A 20,863-nucleotide genomic window follows, 5' to 3' on the forward strand; every position below is an offset into this window, starting at 1 on the left:
GCACGTCGCGGAGCATCATCCTGCCGCCACACGCTCGCGCTATGCTGCGCGCCTGCCGTCCACTGCCGCCGCGATGAAGCTCGCCATCCTGTCCCGCAACAGCTCGCTGTACTCCACCCGCCGGCTGGTCGAGGCTGCGCGCGCGCGCGGCCATACCGTCCGCATCCTCGACCCGCTGCGCTGCTACATGCGCATTGCCGCCGATGGCTTTTCCATGCACTACAAGGGCCGGCCGATGACCGGCGTGGACATGGTCATCCCGCGCATCGGCGCCTCGATCACGCGCTACGGCACCGCGGTGCTGCGCCAGTTCGAGCTGATGGGCGCGCGGACGCCCAATCCGTCCGACGCGATCCTGCGCTCGCGCGACAAGCTGCGCGCGCACCAGCTGCTGGCGGCCAAGGGCATCGACATGCCGGTCACGGTGTTCGGCGACAACCCGGACGATACGGTCGACCTGCTCTCCATGCTCGGCCCGCCGCCGCATGTGGTGAAACTCAACGAGGGCACGCAGGGCCGCGGCGTCATCCTCACCGAGAAGGCCAGCGCCTCGCGCGGCATCGTCGAAGCCCTGCGCGGCCTGTATGCCAACTTCCTCATGCAGGAATTCATCGGCGAGGCGAAGGGCGCGGACCTGCGCTGCTTCGTCGTCGGCGACCAGGTGGTGGCCTCGATGCAGCGGCAGGCTCCGGAGGGCGACTTCCGTTCCAACCTGCATGCCGGTGGCACGGCGGTGGCGGCCAAGGCCAGCCGGGCTGAACAGCAGGTGGCGGTGCGCTCGGCCAAGGCCTTGGGCCTGTCGGTCTGCGGGGTCGACCTGATCCGCTCCGAACGCGGCCCGCTGGTGCTGGAGGTGAACTCCACACCGGGCCTGGAAGGCATCGAAGCGGCCTGCCAGGTGGACGTGGCCTCACGCATCATTGCCCATGTCGAGAAGATTAAAAAGCCTTGATTATCAGAGGCTTGTAATTTTCCTGAAGATTGCCGGCCGGGTTTAACAAGGCTTTAATCGGGGCCGGCGTAGGCTTCAGCGAACCGCAGCTCTGCCTCTCAGCAGGATCGGTAATCGGGATACGACTTCAGGCCCAGGCGGGTAGACCGCCTGGGTCTTTTTTATGCCCGTCCGGTTCCTGCCAAAGGTCCCTTGTGGTGGCGCAGGGCGGCTCGTAGAGTTGGGCCTTCGTTCCGGGATGGATCGGGAGGCTGGCGATGTACCGCATCACCGTGTTTGCAATGTTGCTGGGGCTGTCCGCAGCTGCACAGGCCGGGTCGGAAAAGCCCGTCGTGCAGATGGACCGGCAGGCGCCGGTAGCCGACCAGGTGCGCCAGGTCGAAAAGGCGCTGGACAACGGCGAGTACGCCGAAATTTCAACGGATGACCGTGCGCAGGTGCGGCAGTCGCTGGCCCGCATCACCCAGCGGATGGGTGACCGCCAGACGGTGCAGGAGCTGCCCGCGACGGTGCAGAACGAGGTCTTCAACGACCAGGAGCGGATCAACACCATCCTCACCCGCGCCCACGCCGACAGCCGGCAGGTCTGCCAGCACACCCGTACCACCGGCAGCAACATGCCGAAGAGCCGCTGCCTGACCGTGGCCGAGCGCCGGCGGATCGAGGAGAAGGGCAAGGCGCTGCTCAACGACCAGCGCACCTTCACCGACCTTTCGCCTCCCGGCAACCGCTAGGCCGTCCGCCGCCCCTGCGCTTGGCACTTGCTGGCGTGAAGGCGGTGCGAATACAGTCAGTGATCCATTCAAACAAGGATTCGTTTGTCATGAAGTCCCTCCTGATGTCGGTGGTGCTGTTCTCGGGGCTGAGCCTGTCCATCGCCGCCTCCGCCTCCAAAGGGGCCGGCGAAGTCTTCATCCCCGGCAAGCCGCTGCAGCAGCAGATCGAGCGCATTGAAATCGAACTCAGCGATGGCGAAACCTACAGCGAGCTGAAGCTGGCCGACCGCAGTCGCGTGCGTGAGGCGCTGGTGCGCATGCGCGCTGCCGTAGAGCAGCACCCGAACCGCGATTCGATGCCTGAACAGGTGCGAACCGACGTCTTCAACGACCAGCAGCTCGTGAACACGGTTTTGACACAGGCGCGTGAGGATAGTCGTCTAATATGCCAACGTGAAAAGGCGACGGGTTCGAACCGGGCTACAACGCAGTGCTCCACCGTCGCCGAGCGAGTCCGGCAGAAGGAAAGGGCACAGCGTGATATGAGCCAGGCCCAGCGCACCGGCAAATTCGTCAATTAGAGGTGACAGTGAGAATTCTGGTAATCGAAGACAACAGCGACATTGCGGCCAATCTGGGTGATTACCTGGAAGACCGCGGGCACACGGTGGACTTCGCGGCTGACGGCGTCACCGGCCTGCACCTTGCCGTGGTGCACGAGTTCGACGCGATCGTGCTGGATCTCAACCTGCCGGGCATGGACGGCATCGAAGTCTGCCGCAAGCTTCGCAATGAAGCCCGCAAGCAGACCCCGGTGCTGATGCTGACCGCGCGTGATTCGCTGGACAACAAGCTGGCCGGTTTCGATTCCGGCGCCGATGACTACCTCATCAAGCCGTTTGCGCTGCAGGAAGTGGAAGTCCGCCTCAACGCCCTGTCGCGCCGCGGCAAGGGCGTGCAGACCCGCGTGCTGGAAACCGGCGATCTGGAATACAACCTGGACACGCTGGAAGTGCGCCGCCAGGGCAAGCTGCTGCAGCTCAACCCGACCGCGTTGAAGATCCTGCAGGCGCTGATGGAGGCCGCCCCGGCGGTGGTGACCCGGCAGGAACTGGAAACCCGCGTCTGGGGCGAGGAGCTGCCCGATTCGGATTCCCTGCGTGTGCACATCCACGGCCTGCGCGCGGTGGTCGACAAGCCGTTTGAAGTGCCGCTGATCCAGACCCGCCATGGCATCGGATACCGCATCGCCACCCCGGAAGCCTGATCCGGTGGCAACCAGGGGGGGGCGTCGGCGCACGCCTTATCGGCGGCGCCTGCGCAGTCGCATCATCGTCTCGTTCGTGTTGTTGGGCTTCTGCCTGACGACACTGTTCGCGTTCGCCACCAACTGGGCCCGCATGCGCGTGGAAACCCAGCTGGTCGAAGACGTGATGAACCGCAACATCAACGAGTACGCGCGGCGTTACTACGAAGACCCCCTGCGCAGCCCCGACCTTCCGGTGCAGCAGATCAAGGCGTATGCCTACCCGAAGGACAAGTTCGAACGGGTCAGGGAAGAACGCGCGCAGTGGGCGGCCTTCCCCGATGGCATCCACACGGTCACCGGTGACGAGCATGGCGAGCAGTATTCGTACAAGCTGGCCGTGCGCAAGACCCCTGACGCCTGGTTCTTCCTCGCCTATGACATGACCGACAGCGTGCGCGGCGGGCAGCAGCTCAACCGCGCGCTGATCCTGTCGGTGCTGGTGTTCAGCCTGCTGTCGCTGGTGCTGGGCTGGTGGTCAGCATCGAAGGTGATGAAGCCGGTGTCCGACCTGGCCGCACGGCTGCGTGCCTACCGCGGTGGCACCAGCGATCCCGAGCCGCTGGCGCCGCGCTTCCCGGATGACGAGGTGGGCCAGCTGGCGCAGGCGCTGGATGACTATTCCTCGCGCCTCACCGAGGTCGTGCAGCGCGATCGCGAATTCAATGCCGACGTCAGCCACGAGCTGCGTACGCCGCTGGCGGTCATCCGTGGCGCGACCGAGCTGCTGCTGACCCGCCCCGGCCTGGATGAGAAGGTGCTGCAGCGGCTGCAGCGCATCCAGCGTGCCGAACAGCAGTGCAGCGACCTGATCGGCGCCTTGCTGCTGCTGTCGCGCAACGAGCGCGGGCAGGGCACCAGCAATGTGGCGCGCGTGGCCGATCAGCTGCTGGATGCCCACCGCGCCCAGCTCGGCGGCAAGCCGCTGGAGCTGGTGATGGAAGGCGAGCGCGACCTGGTGATCGATGCTCCCGAAGCCGCGTTGTCGGTGGCGCTGGGCAATCTTATCGGCAACGCCGTGAAGTATTCGCAGGATGGCAGCGTGCGCGTGCACGTCAGCAGCAATGCGGTCTCGGTGACCGACAGTGGCCCTGGTCTGAGTGAAGAAGATGCGGCCAAGCTGTTCCAGCGTGGCTATCGCGGTACCCATGCCGGCCACTCGCAGGGCGGCGGCATCGGCCTGTCGATCGTCAGCCGCCTGTGCGACCTGTACGGCTGGCAGGTGAGCGTGCGCCCCGGTGGCGACCGCGGCGTGATCGCGACCCTGACGTTCTCGCCGAAGCCGCTCTGATCATCCACGCACGGCGTGGATCTACTGAACCCTGCTGGCGGTGGGTGCGGACCAACGGTCCGCACGGCGGATGAATCCGACAAGTGGTGGGTGCGGTGAGTGGTGGGTGCGGACCGTTGGTCCGCACTGCAGGTGTCCTCATCCACGCATGGCGTGGATTTACTGTCGTAACCGGCGTGCTTGGGCCCTACTTCTGTCAGTGGACGTCCATCCATTCCCTTGCCGCAGAGCGCTTTGACGCATTTGCCTGCTGACATCGCCCCGCGCAGCTGGCCAGATGGCCTACCACCTGCACGGAGCCCGGCAATGTCCCATCGCACTCGTTACCCGAACCTGCACCAGCTGGTCGGTGATTCGATCGACCTTCTGTCCGCGGAGATCGCCGAACGCGTCGAAGCCGTCCTCAAGGAACCTGGTGACCTGATGCCCATCCTGCAGGAAAGGATGGAAGCCGACGCTGCAACCAGCCAGGCCGCCCAGCGCGCCGGGCTCAGCGAGCCGCAGACCGGCACGATGGCGGGCCTGAGGCGTACCGTGTCCGGTATCAGCACGCTGACCCGGCTCATGCACGCCGCGCACATCGCGCGGACGCGTGGCGGCCCGCTGCAGGCTGTGCCAGCAGAGACGATGGAAGGCCTGATGGTGGCCGCGCGTGAGCTGACCCGCCACGTGCAGCAGCAGCTGCAGGCCGAGCGCATGCGGGGCGCTGCGACGCTGCAGTAGGGCCGGGTCCATGCCCGGCTGCCGTGGCGGCGGTGCCGCCGCCCGGAAATCGAGCCCGGTGGACGGTGGGTGCGGACCGCTGGTCCGCACTGCCGATGCTCTCATCCACGCATGGCGTGGATCTACTGGGCCATCCACGCATGGCGTGGATCTACTGGGCCATCCACGCATGGCGTGGATCTACCGGGCCTTCGTGGCCGTGGGCTCGCCTGGAATCGGCGTTGCTGTGCCGAGGGCTTCGACGACATAGAGCCGCTTGACCAGCACATACAGCACAACGGTCAGCGGCGCCGCCAGCAGCACGCCGGCCGGGCCCAGCAGCGAGCCGATGCCGAACAGGGAGAACAGCAGCAGGGCAGGGGGAAGGTCAACCGCACGCTGCTGGATAAGCGGCTGCAGCAGATGTCCCTCCATCTGCTGCACCACCACGAACAGTGCCACCGTGGCCAGGGCAATCTCCGGGCTGACGGTGAAGGCCAGCAGGATGGCCGGAACCGCCGCGAGGATGGGGCCGACGATCGGTACGAAATCCAGCAGCGCAGTGATGATGCCCAGCCCGAAGGCGACCGGCACGCCCAGTGCCCACAGGCCCAGCCCGGTCAGCAGGCCGACGACCGCCATGGCCAGGAGCTGGCCGCCCAGCCAGGCCTTCAGTGCATTGCCGCTGGCGTGGAGTGCATCGTCCACGGCCGGACGCTGCCGCGTCGGCAGCAGCTTCAGCAGGCCCGTGCGGTACAGCGCCGGTTGTGCGGCCAGATAGATGCCGCCGATCAGCACCAGGAACAGGTCCGCCACGCCGCCGGTGGCCGACATCGCCAGTGACCCGGCGCGGGCCGCCATCGTGGATACGCTCGATTGTGCGTTCTGGGTCAGCTCATGGACCGTGGGCCCGATAGGGCTGTCCGCCAGCCACGTCTGGAAGTTCTCCCATGCGGCCGGCAGCGTCTGCCGCAGGGTGGCCATCTGCGCACTCAGCTGCGACCCGAACAGCCACATCGCCAGCGCAAACAGCGCCATCAGCAGCAGCACGGTCAGGCCCAGTGCCCACCCTTCCGACAGCGGCGTGTAACGAAGCACCGCGCCGACGATCGTCCGCAGCAGCGCGGCCACGACCACGGCGCCGAAGATCAGCAGCACCAGTTGCGACAGTTGCCACAGCAGCAGGCCGAGGGCGACCAGCGCCAGCGTCACCACCACGCGGGCGGTATAGGAACGGAGAGAGGCGGTGGGCACGGGTGATCTCACAGGCAGGCGCAATGACAGGCGCAGGACCATAGCGGGAGGCGTGAGAAGACGGTGTGTGTCTGTCCGGTTACAGTTGTCGCGTATGCATCGCCTTTGCCGGGAAGGCGATTGTCAGCACGAAACCTGCTGCGACTGATTATGTGAGCGTGGGCGCCTTTTGGGGTTTTACCGATTGTTGACCGTGCGCGATCAGCATAGTCTCCGAAGCGCGCAAGGCTGGACGTGCCGCCGTGCGGGATCCGTGCCCTGGGCGCTGGGCGCCTGCCGCGGTTCTTGCTGCGCAGCTGGTGACGGTGCTGTTTCGCAGGTTGATTCTTGATTTCATTAAATTCGAAAAGGAATTCGAGTGCGCTTTCTCATGTTTTTGGGTCTGGTACTGGGCGCGATGGTCAGTTTCACTGCCCGCGGTCAGGATAGCTATGCGCCACTCTATCGTTGGACAGTAGAGAATTTGTACAGTGGCCAGGATTGGCACAGCGGCATGTTCAAGGATCCTGAGGAATCGTTCATCGCTGCCTGGACGCGAAACCCGGTAGGTCGCCCCTGTGCCGCGGGTACAGTCCGTAATTGGGAATATGTTGATTGGCACTTTACGGAGAGCGTCCCTACCTTTCCTTATAAGAATTCCATCGCGGCAGCCCGCTACTACCTGGTCGAGTGTGATGGATCGGGTCAGAGTGGTCCCCATCCGTACTCGTCGTCTTCCAGTCGACACTGGATGTGTGCAGACGGAGAGTGGCGCGAGCCCTCGCTGGTTACGGAGGCTGAGGTTTGCCACGTTGTTGCTGATGAGCCCGATGTTTCGTCAAATCTGGGTCCGCCGGATTGTGAACATCAATGCTTTGGTGATCCGATTCACTCGGGGAACGGCAACAAGTACGAATCCCGGGTCGAGTATCAGGGTGCGGCCCCTCTTCTTCGCCTCGCTTGGACCTACAATTCGCGCGGCATTTACGGGTTCAGTACTGCTGGAAACATGCTTGGTCGAGGTCGTTCTACGAACTTCTCGGCGGTGCTGACTCATTCGACGCGTTCGCTGGTATCGATTGGCGCGGCGGCGGCTCGGGCGCCGCGCTCTGAGACGACGGTCTATATCACTCGTCCGAGTGGCCGGGTTATCAGGTTCAGCGATCTTGCGGGAGGCTGGAACGCTGACCTTCCTGATGGTGGTCGCCTGTTCCGGTATGGCGAAGAATCCTGGGAATATCAAGCCGCCGATGGTACTGCAGAGTTCTTCGGTGTCGGCGGTCGCTTGGAGAAAATTCGAGACGCTGATGGGAAGTCTGTCCATCTCGAATATGACGATGAGGGCCGGATTGCATTCGCCTTCGATGACCAAGGGCGCTCGTTGGGGTTTGTGTATGACGCCGAGAGGCTCTTGGAAAGGTTGACTCTCCCAGGGGGTGGCTTCATCCAATTCGAGTATCTTGGCAACGGGTACCTGAAGCGGGTCGTGTACCCGGATGGGACGGATTTCAAATATCTCTACGATGAGCCGGAGTATTCACTTGCGGTGAACCGAAGTGGACTCCTGACGGGTGAAATCGATGAGCGCGGGGTGCGGCGCTCCACGACCTGGTACGACGCTGGTGGCGTGGCATACAAAACTGCCCTCGCGGATGGGCGTGACACCCAGTCTGCTCAGTTCTCGCCGTCGAGCAACGCGAAGTATCACGGGCGCGCCGTTGTGACGGGAAGCCTGGGCTCGCTCAGCACGACGGACTACATCGTGCGGCGTGGCAAGCTGCTTACTGCAAGGAATGAAGATGCGTGTGCCGGGTGCGCGAGTGACATCTCCACCTACGCTTACAACGATCTGGCGTTGGTGGCGTCGCGCACTCGGAATGGAATTGTCGAGACATACCAATATGACGAAGCAGGGAATGAAGTCGCCCGAGAGGAGAACGCGACAGGGCCGGCTGCAGAAAAACGGACGATCAAGACGGTATGGGCGCCCGACAGGCCATTCCGTCTGTCGGTGACGACCTTGGACGGAAGCCATCAGTTGGTGAGAAAGGAGGCTTGGAGGTACAACAGCAGATGGCAGTTGGCAGGCCATGAAGTGAGTGGCGCCGACGGCATTGGTCGCGCGACGTCCTACACCTACTGTGAAGAGTCCGACCTGGTCAAGCCCGAGCTAGGGTGCCCCTATGTTGGGCTGCTGCGGGCAATCGATGGCCCTCGGGACGACGTTCTGGACGTCACCCGAATTGAACACTACACAACAGACGATGCGGGTTGTGATGCTGGTGGAGCGTGTAACTTCCGATCCGGTGACGTTGCGCGGATTACCAATCCTGTCGGCCTCGTCTCCGAATTCATCAAGTACAGTGCCGACGGACGCCCGTTGTTGGTACGTGGCGCAGATGGCGGCCTCACCGCCTATGAGTACAGTGATCGAGGCTGGCTGATTTCGGTTTCTGCCCTTGCGGAAGACCCTGGTAGTACCCGCAAGACAACGATGGTTCATCGACCAAATGGGTTGCTGGAGGAGTTGATCGAGCCCGATGGCGCTCGCCTCAAGTTCGGCTATGACGACTCGGATCGACTGGTCAGCGTTACCGGGGGTGACGGTGGTGTTATCAGATATACATTGGACTCGGCAGGAAATCGAGTGCAGGAGCAGAGGTTTGATGCTCAGGGTGCAGTTACATATTCGACGTCGAGCGTATTCGATCCGCTGGGGCGCAATACGGCGTTGATCGATTCGGAAATGAACGAGAAGAGGTTCATCTACAACGCCGATCAGCAGGTCGCATCGGAAGTTGACGCGAACGGCGGAATGACGACCTTCAACTACGATGGTCTTGGACGTCTGGTGCGGTTCGGGATGGGGAATGGTAGTGGCGAAACGGCATCTTCATTGTTTGCCTATGACGCTCTGGATCAGTTGACTCAGGTCACCGATCCGAAGGGATTGGGAACCACCTATGCCCACAACGGGCGTGGCGATCTGATCGCGCAGGTAAGTCCAGATGCTGGTCCTGCCGGCTTCACGGTCGATGGTGCGGGCAATTACAAGACTCGTACGGACGCTCGTGGAATTACTGCCACCTACAGTTACGACGCAGCCAATCGGCTGGTTGGGGTGGCTTACCCTGATCCGAATATGGATGTGGGGTACCGCTACGATGTGGCACCTTCAGAGTGTGCAATCGATGAGAGTTTCGCGAAGGGACGGCTGTCGGAGGTGCTGCACGACGGCGGGCATACGGCGTACTGTTACGATCGATTCGGGCAGGTCGTCCGTAAGACGCAGAGTATTCAGGGCGTTTCCAGTACGGTGCGCTATAGCTATAACAAGGCGGGTCGCCTCGTCTCACTGACGTATCCTGACGGCAGCGTGGCGGATTACACGCGTGACACGCTGGGGCGCATCCAGGAGATTGGCCTGACTTTGCCGGGTCAAGCGCGCGAGATCGTAGTGAGTGGCGTGACGTACGCGCCCTTCGGTGCGGTGACTGGTTGGAATTACGGTAACGGTCGCCAGTTGCAGCGCCCTCTGGATCTGAACTATCGCCAGCTGGCGGTGCATGACCCTGCGCCTGGCGGATTGTCGCTGAGCTTCGGCTACGATCCGGTTGGCTCGATCACATCGCTGAAGAACGGCACCGGTTCGGTGGCGCTGGCTCGATATGCGTACGACGCGCTTGGTCGCCTGACTCAGACCCAGGACGGTGCGACCGGAACTCCAATCGAGACCTACGGCTATGACGCTACAGGCAATCGAACTTCACTGACCACGTCGGCCGGCACCATGGATTACACCTATCCTGCCGACAGTCACCATCTGATTGCGGTGGGTGGAGAGGCGCGCGAATACGATTTGGCTGGTAATACGACCAGTATCGGTGAAAAGCGCTTTACCTACAATGACGCAAACCGCATAAGCTCTGTGAGGCGGGGGAGTGGTGTGCTGGAGGGCTATGTCTACAACCACCGCGGTGAACGCGTAATGCGTAGTCCGTCCGGTGGTGAGGCACAAATTACCTTGTATGACGAGGCAGGTCAGTGGCTGGGCGAATACTCGGCCACGGGCCAGCGACAGCAGCAGGCGATCTGGCTGGATAACTATCCTGTCGCGTTGATCAGTTTGCCAAGCAATGATGTGCCCGAGCTCGCCTACATTCAGCCGGATCATCTGGGCACGCCGCGCGTGGTAATCGACCCAGTGCGGGATGTTGCGATCTGGGAGTGGAGTAGCAAGAGCGAGGTGTTCGGCGATCAGGCGCCGGCCAATGATCCCGATGGGGATGGTGTGCCGTTCGAACTGGCGCTACGTTTCCCGGGGCAGCAGGCGACGGATGCAAGCGGGATGTTCTACAACTACCAGCGGGAGTATGACCCGGCGGTGGGGCGGTACTCTCAAAGCGATCCGATAGGACTGCGAGGTGGCATTAGTACCTATGGCTATGTTGGCGGAGACTCACTCAGTGTCATTGACCCCTCGGGGCTTAGGAACGTGCACAAGACAGTCGTCGCAATCGGAAACGCTATTAATGCTGGGCGCTTGTACGCATCCGGTACACTTCGGATCGCGGGAGGTCTTGGGATGGAAATGGCGATAGTCACTTCCGCGCCTGGATCCGCAAGTGTTGGGCTTGGAGTCTGGAACGTAGCGAGTGGTCAAAAGGCGTGGGCTCGCGCTGAGCAGCAATGGGCGGAGGCCGCCTGTGAGGACACTAGTAGATATTCCAGGGCGGACGTATTGAAAACGTACTCTGGTTTGCTGCCCTGGGGAACTGAGACGGATGATCCAGGTGAAGCTTACTGGATTGACGTGATGGAGGAGCGAGTGAGGGGAGCGGTCCAGAAGCCTGGCGAATTTTTGCAGGAAATTGGGACTATTGGGCTATGAAGATTGGATTGCTCCTTCGATATGCTGCCCTTATGATTCTCGTTTTTCTTGGTTGGTGGTTATATAGGTACATAAATCCGGTTCTGATAACGTTGATTGGCTTGGTCATTATCGGCGTAAGCACTGTATGGCTTATCGTAGCTCTTGCAAGGAGGCCAGCAGATGCGGTCAGAACGGCTAGATCTTGGTGGCGCATTATCTGGGATGGTTTCTGGGGGTTATGAACGATGCGGCGCCCGTTTAGAACATTCATTCTCGTGTTTCGCTGCAGCTGCAATCCTGGCGCATATCGCAATGCGTCGTGGGTTGCTTGACGGGCACCAGCGTGGAGTCAAAAAGAAGAAATCCAGGAAATGAGGGCTGATCCCAGCCGTTCTTCTTGGAGCAGGCGGTACAGCCCGTTACTGCGATGCCAGTTCGAGATACCGCGTATGCAGGGCTTCCACCTGTGCCTGCAGGTCTTCCGGGTGGCCATCATTGACCACCACGTCATCGGCCAGAGCCTGGCGCTGTGCGCGGCTGGCCTGGGCGGCAATCATCCGGTCCGCCAGTGCAGCATCGATGCCGTCGCGCTGCATCAACCGCGCGTGCTGCACGGCCTCGGGCGCATCAACCAGCAGGATGCGGTCCAGCCAAGGGTAGGCCTGGCGGCCGCCAACCTCGGTCAGCAAGGGAATGGCGGCCAGCGCATAGGGGCTGGCTGCCTGTTCGCACTGCTGCTGCATCAGGCGGCGAATTGCCGGGTGGGTGATTGCCTCAAGGGCCACCCGTTCGGCGGGGTCGGCGAACACATGGGCCCGCAGGCGGGCCCGGTCCAGGCTGCCATCGGGCAGCAGCATGGTGGCGCCGAAGCGCTCGGCGATCATGGCCAGCGCGGGGCTGCCGGCAGCGACCACCGCACGCGCGGCCAGATCCGCGTCGGCAACCACGATCCCCAGCGCCTCGAAGCGCCGGGTCACCTCGCTCTTGCCGGCGGCGATGCCGCCGGTCAGGCCGACCACGTAGCGGCTCATGACGGCAGCGTCAGCGCAGCCCGCTCATGACCAGATACTGGTTCACTACCGGCTCGCCCCACATGAAGTACACCCAGCCAGCCAACGCCAGATAGGGGCCGAAGGGGATCGGCGTGGCCTTGTCGCGGCCGCGGGTGTACAGCCAGATCGAGCCGATGATGGCGCCCAGCACGGACGACAGCAGGATGATGGGCAGGATGCCCTTCAGCCCGCACCAGGCGCCCAGTGCCGCGAGCAGCTTGGCATCGCCACCGCCCATGCCGTCGCGGTTGGTCACCAGCTTGTAAGCCTTGGCCACGACCCACAGCACGAGGAAGCCGGCAGCGGCACCGATCAGGGCGGGCTTGGCTGGCATGTACAGGTTGTCCATGCTCCCGACCAGGCCCAGCCACATCAATGGCAGGGTTATCTGGTCCGGCAGGTACTGCGTGCGCAGGTCGATGCCCGACAGGGCGATCAGGAAGCAGCTCAGCACGATGGCGCCGAAGCCCTGCCAGCCGAAGCCGAACTGCCAGACGCAGGCCAGCACCAACACTGCGGTCAGCGCCTCCACCAGTGGGTACTGGATGGAAATGGGCGCCTTGCAGTGGCGGCACTTGCCGCCCTGGATGATCCAGCTGAACAGCGGGATGTTTTCGTACCAGGACAGCTTGTGCTTGCAGTGCGGGCAGTGCGACGGCTCGACCACGATGCCGGGTGGAGGCGGGTCGTAGATGTCCGGCTGCTCCAGGACCTCACGCGCCTCGCGCTTCCACTCCCACATCATCCGCCTGGGCAGGCGCAGGATGACCACGTTGAGGAAACTGCCGATTAGCAGGCCCAGGGCGGCCGCGGCGGGGTAGCCGAGGCCGGGATGCTGGTCGAGAAATGCCATGTAAGGTTAGACCACGGAAGCAAGTTTGAAGATTGGGAGGTACATACCGATGACAAGGCCGCCCACGATCACGCCGATGAAGATCATGATCATCGGTTCCAGCAGGCTGCTCAGTGCGTCAACGGCATTGTTGACCTCCTGCTCATAATACTCGGCGACCTTGAACAGCATGGTGTCCAGCGCACCCGCCTCCTCGCCGATGCCGGTCATCTGGATGACCATGTGCGGGAACAGGTTCTGCTGCTTCATGGCCATGTTGACCGGGTAGCCGACGGAGACGTCGTCGCGCATGCGCAGCACGGCTTCCTCGTAGACCTTGTTGCCGGTGGCGCCGGCCACGATGCCCAGTGCCTCCACCAGCGGAACACCGGCCTTGAAGGTCACCGCCGTGGTACGGGCGAAGCGGGCGATCGCGCTGTTGTTCATGATCTGCCCGATCACCGGCACCTTCAGCACCAGCCGATCCAGCGTGTGCTGCATTCTGGGAGAGCGCTTGTAGGCCATCACGAACCCCACGATGGTGCCGATCACCACGAGCAGGATCAGCCACCACCAGGAAACCATGAACCGGGACATGTTCACGATGAACTGGGTGAAGGCGGGCAGGTCTGCGCCGAAGCCGCGGAACACGTCCTCGAACTGGGGTACGACCCAGATCAGCAGTACGGAGCTGACCGCCAGTGCCACGGCGATGACCATGGCCGGATAGAACAGCGCCTTCTTGATCTTGCCCTTCAGGGCCTCGATGTTTTCCTTGTAGTTGGCGACGGTGTCCAGCACCGTTTCCAGCACGCCGGCGCCTTCACCGGCCCTGACAAGGTTGCGGTAGAGCTCGTCGAACTGCACCGGATGCTTGCTGATGGCTTCGTAGAGCGAGGAGCCGCCCTCGATATCCGTGCGGATGCCATCCACCATCTTCTTCATGCGCGGGTTCTTGTGGCCGCCGCCGATGATCTCCAGCGCCGACACGATCGGCACGCCGGACTTCATCATGGTGGCCATCTGCCGGCTGAAGAACGCGATGTCCTTCGGGCTGACCGCCTTGCCGGCGGCGCCGAACATCGGCTTGGGCTTGACCTTCACCTGTCCGGGGTTGATGCCCTGGCGGCGCAGTTCGGCCCGCAGCAGATTGGCGTTCTTCGCCAGCTGCTCCCCTTTCATCTTCACGCCACGCTTGTCGGTCCCCTCCCAGACAAACGGCTGAAGTTCCATGGTGCTACGCGCCACGGGCTCTTTCTTTATCGCACTGCGACTGACAGACATGTTGGCTCCCCAAGGCCCGCCATCCCCAGGCGGGCATCATTGGCTCCGATGTTAGCCGGTTCATGGCCTTCTGGGCAGGCTGTGCGGGGGGCAAATTGCGGAATCGTGCCGGGTTCCGGCCAAAGGTGACGCATTGCGTCACATTGGCTGATTCGTCGCATTTCCTGGTCGGGGGGCTTCACATACAACAATTTGCTGCCATTATTGGCGCCGGGGAATCCAGGGGGGGGCGTGCCGGGGTTGGCACGCAACCTGCGTTGATCCACCCGCAGGGCGCAGGAACCGCTCAGCCGGCCCGGAGCCGGACCGTTCAGGCGCACTGAACTCAACCACCACCAATCTTGGGGATGTACACAATGAAGAACCAGAAGGGCTTCACCCTCATCGAACTGATGATCGTCGTCGCGATCATCGCGATCCTGGCCGCCATCGCTCTGCCGGCTTACCAGGACTATGTCGCTCGCTCGCAGGTCTCCGAAGCGATGACCCTCAGCTCGGGCGCCAAGACCGCAGTTACCGAGTACTACGCTGACAAGGGTTCTTTCCCGACCACCAACGCTCTGGCAGGCCTCGCTCCGGCTGCTTCGATCAATGGCAAGTACGTCGCCAGCGTGACCGTCGGTACTGCTGGTGCCATCACCGCGAAGATGAAGGGCACGGGTTCGGTGAGTTCCAAGGTCGCGACCAAAGACTTCGTGCTGGTCCCGACTGATGCCGGCGGCTCGATCACCTGGGACTGCAAGACTGCTGCTACCACCATCGACGCCAAGTACCGCCCGTCTTCCTGCCGCTAATTGCGCAGAGGACATTGCTGTACTGGGAAAGGGCCGCTTGCGGCCCTTTCTCTTATCTGGAAGGGGAGTTCCATCCGATGCAAAGTGTGCCTGCCCAGCGGATTCTGCGCTTCGGAGCGTTGCTGCTGCTGTTGCTTGTGGGAATGGTTGTCTATTGGAATGGCCTGAAAGGCGGTTTCATCTTCGATGATTTTCCCAATCTTGTAGACGATGAGGACTGGCGACTTGCTTCATTGGACGCCGGGTCCCTCAAGATGGCCATGACCGAAGGAATCACGGGGAATGCGGGCCGTCCGCTTGCGCTCCTCAGCTTCGGTCTCAACTACTATTTCACCGGTCTGGCAACGTGGCCCATGAAGGCCACGGGCCTGGCCGTGCACCTGCTGAACTCGCTGCTGGTGTTCGCGTTCGCGTCAGCGTTGATGCGGCGGGTACTGTCCGCTCCGGTGGCGAAGGTACGCCTGATGGCGCTCGCCGTGGCGCTGGCGTGGATGGTGCATCCGCTGCAGGCGTCAACTGTGCTTTACGTCGTGCAGCGCATGGAGCTGGGGGCGGCGACAGGCGTGCTCATCGCACTGATCTGCTACCTCCATGCACGCAGCAGCACGCCGCGTTCAAGAAACGCAGTCCTGTGGTGGTGCGGTGTCGTGCTGGGCACCGTGCTGGGGCTGGGCTTCAAGGAAACCGCGATTCTCATTCCTGCCTACGCGCTGGTGCTGGAGGTATTCGTCCTCGGCTTCCGAAACGCGGATGGAACGCGCGCGCGTGCGCTGATCGCCCTTTATGCAGTGGGCACTCTGGCAGCCGCGACGTCGTTCTTCGCCTTTGTCCTTCCCGCAAAGTTGGCGCCGGAGAGTTATGCGACGCGCGACTTCAGTCTGGCGGGTCGACTCCTCTCGCAACCAGGCGTCCTGCTCGGTTACCTTCAGCAGATCGTCCTGCCTTGGCCGGAGTCGCTGAAGTTCTACTATGACAACGCAATTGTGCCGACCTCCTGGCTGGCACCTGCTTTCATGGTGCCGATGCTGTTGCTGGTGGTATTGGCGGCTTTCGGCTGGGCCGTGCGGAAGCGCTGGCCGCTGACCGCGCTGGGTATCGCCTGGTTCTTTGTGAGCCATGTACTGACCAGCAATGTCGTGCCCCTGGAGTTGGCCTTCGAGCACCGCAACTATCTGGCGCTTGCTGGTATTGCCCTGGCATGGGTGCAGCCCCTGCGTGCGCTGATGGCGCGATGCACGCGCGGCGTCGCAGTGACGGTTGTGTCGGTGCTGCTGGTCTTCGTGGCTGGGATGGGATGGGTGCAGGTCCAGACCTGGGCTGACCCGACGCGCTTGGCGCTGACGTTGTCCAACCGGAATCCCGATTCTTCACGGGCGGGCTATGAACTCGGGCGCGCCTTGCTGGCATCCAATCCGGACGACCCTGCATCTCCTGCCTGGGGATTGGCGGAGAAGGAATTCGAGCATGCCGCAGCGCTCCCTGGGGGATCTCCACTGCCTGAGCAGGCGCTGATCATCCTCCACTCGTATCAAGGGCGCACGCAGTCGCCCCATGTATGGGCGTCGCTTGAACGCAAGATATCCCGGCGGGCGCTGGGGCCGCAGGAGTTGGGTGCACTCGAGGCAGTGGTCGCCTGTCGTGTGCAAGGGGGCTGTCGCCCCGTGGATGAGCGGGTGCTGCTGGACCTGCTGACGGCAGCCACGGTCGCAAATCCCAATTCGTCGCGGGTCAGGCTCGTCTTTGCCAACTATGCGTTCAACGCAATGAAGGACTACCCGCTGGCCATGGAGCTCCTGCGGGAGGCGGTCCGTATTTCCCCCGGCGACACGGGCGCGCAGCTATGGCTGCTGCGGATGGGGTTGGCATCCAACTTGCTTGGCTTGGAGGAAGGCCGCAAGGGGATGGGGATCCTCACGGCGGCCAATAGTCGCCATGCGTATGATCCGGACATCAAGCACCTGGAGCATTGGCTGGCGGAGCAGCAGCAGACAAAGGCAAAAGGGGACTAGAACATGAAGCAGCGCGGCTTTACCTTGATCGAACTGATGATCGTCGTTGCGATCATTGCCATCCTGGCGGCCATCGCGACGCCGGCGTACCTCGACTACGTGGCTCGTGGCCAGGTCGCAGAAGGTCTTTCCTTGTCATCGAGCGCCAAAGAAGCGATCGCAACCTACTACTCTGACCACGGCCAGTTCCCGGCAGACAATCTGGCCGCAGGGATGGCAGCACCGGCATCCCTGCGGGGCAAATACGTGCGCTCGGTCACAGTGGACAGTACCGGTTCGATTTCGGTCGTGTTTGCGTCTTCGGCCAGCTCAAAGATCGCAGGTCAAAGTCTGGTCCTGACCGCGCACGATACGAATGGCGCGGTGAACTGGTCCTGCAGTGGACTGGATGGCCGCTACGTTCCGTCGTCCTGCCGCTAACTTCCGTTTCGGCGGGTCCACCGGTGCTGCTTGTTTGATGCAAGTCCTCTCTAGATTGGTCAGGTACTGGGAAAGGAGCGGCTCATGATGGCGGGACGCTTCGTGAGTTCGACGCTGAAAACAACAGTGGTGCTCGGCTGCAGAGTTCTCATCCAGGCGGCATCGCTGGTGTTGCTGGCGCGGATGCTCGGTGCAGACCAGTTTGGAATGTTTGCAGGGTCGGCTGCGATAGGTGCGATTGCAATCGGATTCGCAACACTGGGTACCCACCTCACTCTGCTGCGCGATTTGTCCCGCGATGAAGCGGCTGGCCAGTTGCAGAAGACGGTATGCACTACGCTTGTCGGCAGTGCGGTGATGGCATGTGTGTTTGTTGGCGTAGCTCTGCTTTTGATATCTCCCCCTGTGGAAGTGATCATCGCCATAGGCCTTGCTGACGTCATTGTTCAGCCACTTCTGCAGGTGCTGTCGGTGCCCCATCACGCACGGGGGCGAGCTGCGCTCTCCCAGGTGCTGATGATTCTGCCGATGCTGCTCCGCGCGATATGGGTCGCTGTTCTAAGTGTCTGGGGCAGTGGCGCAGAGCTGCACTGGTTCCTGGTGGGGTACGTGGCGTCTTCTCTCGTTGCCTTGTTGGTTGCAGTTCTCGCGTTGCCATCGCTTGAAAAGCAGCCGTGGCGGTGGGGTCTCATACCGCGAAGCAAGCTGGGGGAAAACAGTGGTTATGCTCTCCTTTCGGCAACGGCGATTGCGCCAGGGGAAATCGACAAGGCGCTTGCTGCTCGCTTCATGGATCCTGCCGATGCAGGAATCTACTCAGCCACAACACGGGTTGCTGCTGCAGCTGTAATGCCAGTCACGGCGCTGATGTTGGCGTTGATACCGTACCTGTATCGAGGCGATGCGGCCATCCGAGGGAATCGGCTGGTCGTGGTTGCCCTGGTGGCAGGGTACGGTGCGCTCGCTGGCGTGGTACTCAGTATTGCGGGTCCGGCACTTGAGGTCTTGTTTGGCCCGACCTTCGCCGGCCTGATGGCGGGACTCTCGATCTTCGCCTGGGTTCTTCCCGCGATGTGCCTGCGCGTAGTTGCATCCAATTTATTGATGACGCAGGATCAGCCCTGGATGCGTGCTGGCGTGGAGTTGGCGGGGATCGGGTTGCTCGTAGTAGCCGCTGCCGTCCTGAGTCAGCTGAAAATTGCCAATGCCATGTATCTGGCGACTGCAGCGTGCGAATACTCTATGGCGATTGCTGGATGGCTCATGGTGCTTCGCCGTCAACGTGTCAAGCCCGTGGCGGCGTAAGAGGCCGGATCCTGCGGCGTACAATATCGGAGCATGCCAGCGCCATTCCGACGAGTGGGGAGGCGGAGTTCAGTTTCAATGAACGCCACATTGCTCGGACGGGCAGGATGAAGATGCGGCAAGCAAAGGCGAGTGCCTTCAATAGTGGCTGGTCTTCGTACAGGCGTGCGGCAAGGAGGAGATGTGCGCGATTGATATGGTACTCATAGAAGACTGAGCCCTTGACCGAACTGCCCGAGCCTTCGTGCCTGATGGGCTCTCCAGTAGTGACGGCGGTAGCGTGCCGCAGCTGAAGTACACGATGAGAAAGCAGCACGTCCTCGCCAAAGAAAAAGAAGGAAGGATCAAAGAGCGGCGTTTGCACAAAGTCCCCGTGCACCATCAGGCATGCGCCGGTAAGGTAGGTGCGTGAGAATGGGATGGGACGTCGGGTGATTAGGCCCAGCAAGCCATGATAGAAGCAGGCTGGCGACTTGAGAGAACCGCCTTCCATGATCATCGGAGCGGCCAGGACGGCTCCCTGGTGCAAAGCTTCTTCCAGCGAGTTGATGGCCTCCCCGGAAATGACTGCATCCGAATTGAGCAGGAGTACGTTTTCCTGGCAAGGACGCGCGGTTTCGGCCAGGGCGAGGTTCACGCCGCCAGCAAAACCAAGATTGATGCCGGGCTCAAGATAGCTCACGACGCCGGCCTCTTCACGAGTGAGCACTTCTTTCAGCTCACAAAGTGAAGCGCCTTCATCGGCTGAGTTGTCAACAATGGTGACGCGCTCGACACCCGCGGCGCTCAATGATGCGATACAGCGATGGGTCCGGGCCGCGTTTCGGAAGTGGAGAACGATGGCGATTGTCGGGTTCATGCTCGTCGCGCGATCATGTTCGCCTCTTTGCTGAGCCGCGGCTGCGCGAAGGTGGTAAAGTCCGCCGCCTTATGTTCCCAGATGCAGCAGTCTTTCATGCCTGCCCATCCAAAAGTGTGCGGTACGCTTCTATGTGCTCTGCTACGCAGCGGTCGATGTCAAAGTGATCGCGTGCAGTCGACATGGCTGCCTGGCTTATGCGTCTACTCATTGCCTGGTCAGTGCAGAGGTTGCGAATCGCTGCTGCAAAACCGGAGACATCATTCGGCTCGCAGAGCAGTCCGTTCTGCCCATGGGTAATGATTTCAGTAAGGGACGTGCCTCGCGTCGCAACAACGGGCGTACCGCAGGCCATTGCTTCCACCGCCGCAAGGCCGAACCCTTCAAGCCTGCTGGGCATCAGCAGCACATCTGCATGCCTCAGCTCGTCGACCAGTGTCGCCTGATCAATGTGGCCAAGCGCATGGGTGTTGCCCTTCAGTCCCCATTTCGCAGCAGTATCGCGGTGTTGTGTATGCCGCAGCTGATAGTCGGGGCCAAGCGCGGTCATGATTGGAGCCAGCAGGTCGGACCCCTTTCTATACGACCAGGTCCCGACGACCAGGACGCGATGCGGTAGCCGGACAGACGGTGTCGCATCGCCCGGACTGAAGACCCTTGCGTCGATGCCATTGTAGATTGTCTGGAGATTGTCGATGCCCAGGTGCCGGGTTGTGCTTCTGGACGTGTAGTCGCTGACCGCAAGGCGCAGACGGGCGACGCGCAGATTGGCCTGCTCGACAGATCGTATCCAATATCGGTGATACAACGCCCTGGCCAGGCCCTTGTCTGCACGCAGGGCCGGATCGTGGACGCAGTGATGTACTGTGCTGACGACAGGAATCGAGGTGGGCAGGAACCGCTGGGGCAACCAGCTGTTCACATGAGCAATGTTTGCCCAGGCGGGAGCCACGGGCCGCTTCACCAGCCAGGGCAGGAACTCCCCGTAGTGAGGAATCCAGCTGATTTCTGCCCGGAAACCACGTTCGACCAAAGCCCCGCACAGGACCTTCGTAAACGTGTCACTACCCGTGCCGGTCCGGATGGCGGGAAACCACACAGATGGTTGGTATTGCGGTCCCATCATCAATGATCCCCGCCCATGGAGGGCCATGGGCCACGCGAAACCAGTTCGGAGGGCATGAGCGATTGGGGGCGTTGGCGAGCGCCTGCAGTCGAAATCGTTTGCGGCATGG

General features: G+C 62.0%; 17 protein-coding genes. 11 read left to right on the forward strand and 6 right to left on the reverse strand.

Annotation, left to right across the window (positions count from 1 at the left end):
- Nucleotides 1–73: 73 nt before the first annotated feature.
- From rimK to IAE41_RS03625, 6 genes are all read left to right on the forward strand, one after another.
- Nucleotides 74–952, forward strand: a complete 879-nt coding sequence (gene rimK, locus IAE41_RS03600) for a 30S ribosomal protein S6--L-glutamate ligase (RefSeq protein ID WP_079222961.1) — start codon at nt 74–76, stop codon at nt 950–952.
- A 257-nt stretch (nt 953–1,209) separates the two neighbouring features.
- Nucleotides 1,210–1,686, forward strand: coding sequence for a hypothetical protein (locus tag IAE41_RS03605; protein ID WP_200732124.1), 477 nt, complete (start codon nt 1,210–1,212; stop codon nt 1,684–1,686).
- A gap of 89 nt (nt 1,687–1,775) precedes the next feature.
- Nucleotides 1,776–2,249, forward strand: a complete 474-nt coding sequence (locus IAE41_RS03610) for a hypothetical protein (protein WP_200732125.1) — start codon at nt 1,776–1,778, stop codon at nt 2,247–2,249.
- An 8-nt stretch (nt 2,250–2,257) separates the two neighbouring features.
- Nucleotides 2,258–2,935 (forward strand): response regulator transcription factor, encoded by a 678-nt coding sequence (locus tag IAE41_RS03615; protein ID WP_005410804.1) that lies wholly within the window; start codon nt 2,258–2,260, stop codon nt 2,933–2,935.
- 4 nt (nt 2,936–2,939) lie between these two features.
- On the forward strand, nt 2,940–4,265 hold the full coding sequence (locus tag IAE41_RS03620; protein ID WP_200732126.1) for a HAMP domain-containing sensor histidine kinase: 1,326 nt from the start codon (nt 2,940–2,942) through the stop codon (nt 4,263–4,265).
- 306 nt (nt 4,266–4,571) lie between these two features.
- Nucleotides 4,572–4,988, forward strand: coding sequence for a hypothetical protein (locus tag IAE41_RS03625; protein ID WP_200732127.1), 417 nt, complete (start codon nt 4,572–4,574; stop codon nt 4,986–4,988).
- A gap of 180 nt (nt 4,989–5,168) precedes the next feature.
- On the opposite strand, the gene IAE41_RS03630 is transcribed toward IAE41_RS03625, so the two are convergent.
- A complete protein-coding gene (locus IAE41_RS03630; RefSeq protein ID WP_325166975.1) occupies nt 5,169–6,221 on the reverse strand; it encodes an AI-2E family transporter in 1,053 nt (350 codons plus the stop codon).
- Nucleotides 6,222–6,579: 358 nt separating this feature from the next.
- Between IAE41_RS03630 and IAE41_RS22700 the strand changes: the two genes are divergently transcribed.
- The gene (locus IAE41_RS22700) at nt 6,580–11,091 is read left to right on the forward strand and encodes an RHS repeat protein (protein WP_200732129.1); all 4,512 of its coding nucleotides are present in this window, start codon (nt 6,580–6,582) and stop codon (nt 11,089–11,091) included.
- Nucleotides 11,092–11,492: 401 nt separating this feature from the next.
- Here IAE41_RS22700 and coaE read toward each other — a convergent pair whose 3' ends face one another.
- From coaE to IAE41_RS03650, 3 genes are read right to left on the reverse strand one after another with little or no spacing between them, the layout of a single operon-like run.
- Nucleotides 11,493–12,104, reverse strand: coding sequence for a dephospho-CoA kinase (gene coaE / locus IAE41_RS03640; RefSeq protein WP_200732130.1), 612 nt, complete (start codon nt 12,102–12,104; stop codon nt 11,493–11,495).
- Nucleotides 12,105–12,114: 10 nt separating this feature from the next.
- Entirely contained in the window at nt 12,115–12,978 is an 864-nt protein-coding gene (locus tag IAE41_RS03645) for an A24 family peptidase (RefSeq protein WP_200732131.1), read from the reverse strand.
- A gap of 6 nt (nt 12,979–12,984) precedes the next feature.
- The gene (locus IAE41_RS03650; RefSeq protein ID WP_200732132.1) at nt 12,985–14,241 is read right to left on the reverse strand and encodes a type II secretion system F family protein; all 1,257 of its coding nucleotides are present in this window, start codon (nt 14,239–14,241) and stop codon (nt 12,985–12,987) included.
- Nucleotides 14,242–14,597: 356 nt separating this feature from the next.
- Between IAE41_RS03650 and IAE41_RS03655 the strand changes: the two genes are divergently transcribed.
- The 4 genes from IAE41_RS03655 to IAE41_RS03670 all read left to right on the forward strand — a co-directional run bounded on the left by IAE41_RS03655 (nt 14,598) and on the right by IAE41_RS03670 (nt 18,769).
- The gene (locus IAE41_RS03655) at nt 14,598–15,035 is read left to right on the forward strand and encodes a pilin (protein ID WP_200732133.1); all 438 of its coding nucleotides are present in this window, start codon (nt 14,598–14,600) and stop codon (nt 15,033–15,035) included.
- A 14-nt stretch (nt 15,036–15,049) separates the two neighbouring features.
- Complete coding sequence (locus tag IAE41_RS03660) at nt 15,050–17,044, forward strand: hypothetical protein (protein ID WP_200732134.1); 1,995 nt, start codon at nt 15,050–15,052, stop codon at nt 17,042–17,044.
- 3 nt (nt 17,045–17,047) lie between these two features.
- Complete coding sequence (locus tag IAE41_RS03665) at nt 17,048–17,464, forward strand: pilin (protein ID WP_200732135.1); 417 nt, start codon at nt 17,048–17,050, stop codon at nt 17,462–17,464.
- Between the two features lie 84 nt (nt 17,465–17,548).
- A complete protein-coding gene (locus IAE41_RS03670; RefSeq protein ID WP_200732136.1) occupies nt 17,549–18,769 on the forward strand; it encodes an oligosaccharide flippase family protein in 1,221 nt (406 codons plus the stop codon).
- Here the strand turns inward: IAE41_RS03670 and IAE41_RS03675 are convergent.
- Entirely contained in the window at nt 18,750–19,628 is an 879-nt protein-coding gene (locus IAE41_RS03675; protein ID WP_200732137.1) for a glycosyltransferase family 2 protein, read from the reverse strand. The two genes, IAE41_RS03670 and IAE41_RS03675, sit on opposite strands and share 20 nt — an antisense overlap.
- Before the next feature lie 94 nt (nt 19,629–19,722).
- The gene (locus IAE41_RS03680) at nt 19,723–20,754 is read right to left on the reverse strand and encodes a glycosyltransferase family 4 protein (RefSeq protein ID WP_200732138.1); all 1,032 of its coding nucleotides are present in this window, start codon (nt 20,752–20,754) and stop codon (nt 19,723–19,725) included.
- Nucleotides 20,755–20,863 lie beyond the last annotated feature (109 nt).

This window comes from Stenotrophomonas sp. S39 (assembly GCF_016624665.1).
In the GTDB taxonomy this organism is placed as follows: Bacteria; Pseudomonadota; Gammaproteobacteria; order Xanthomonadales; family Xanthomonadaceae; genus Stenotrophomonas.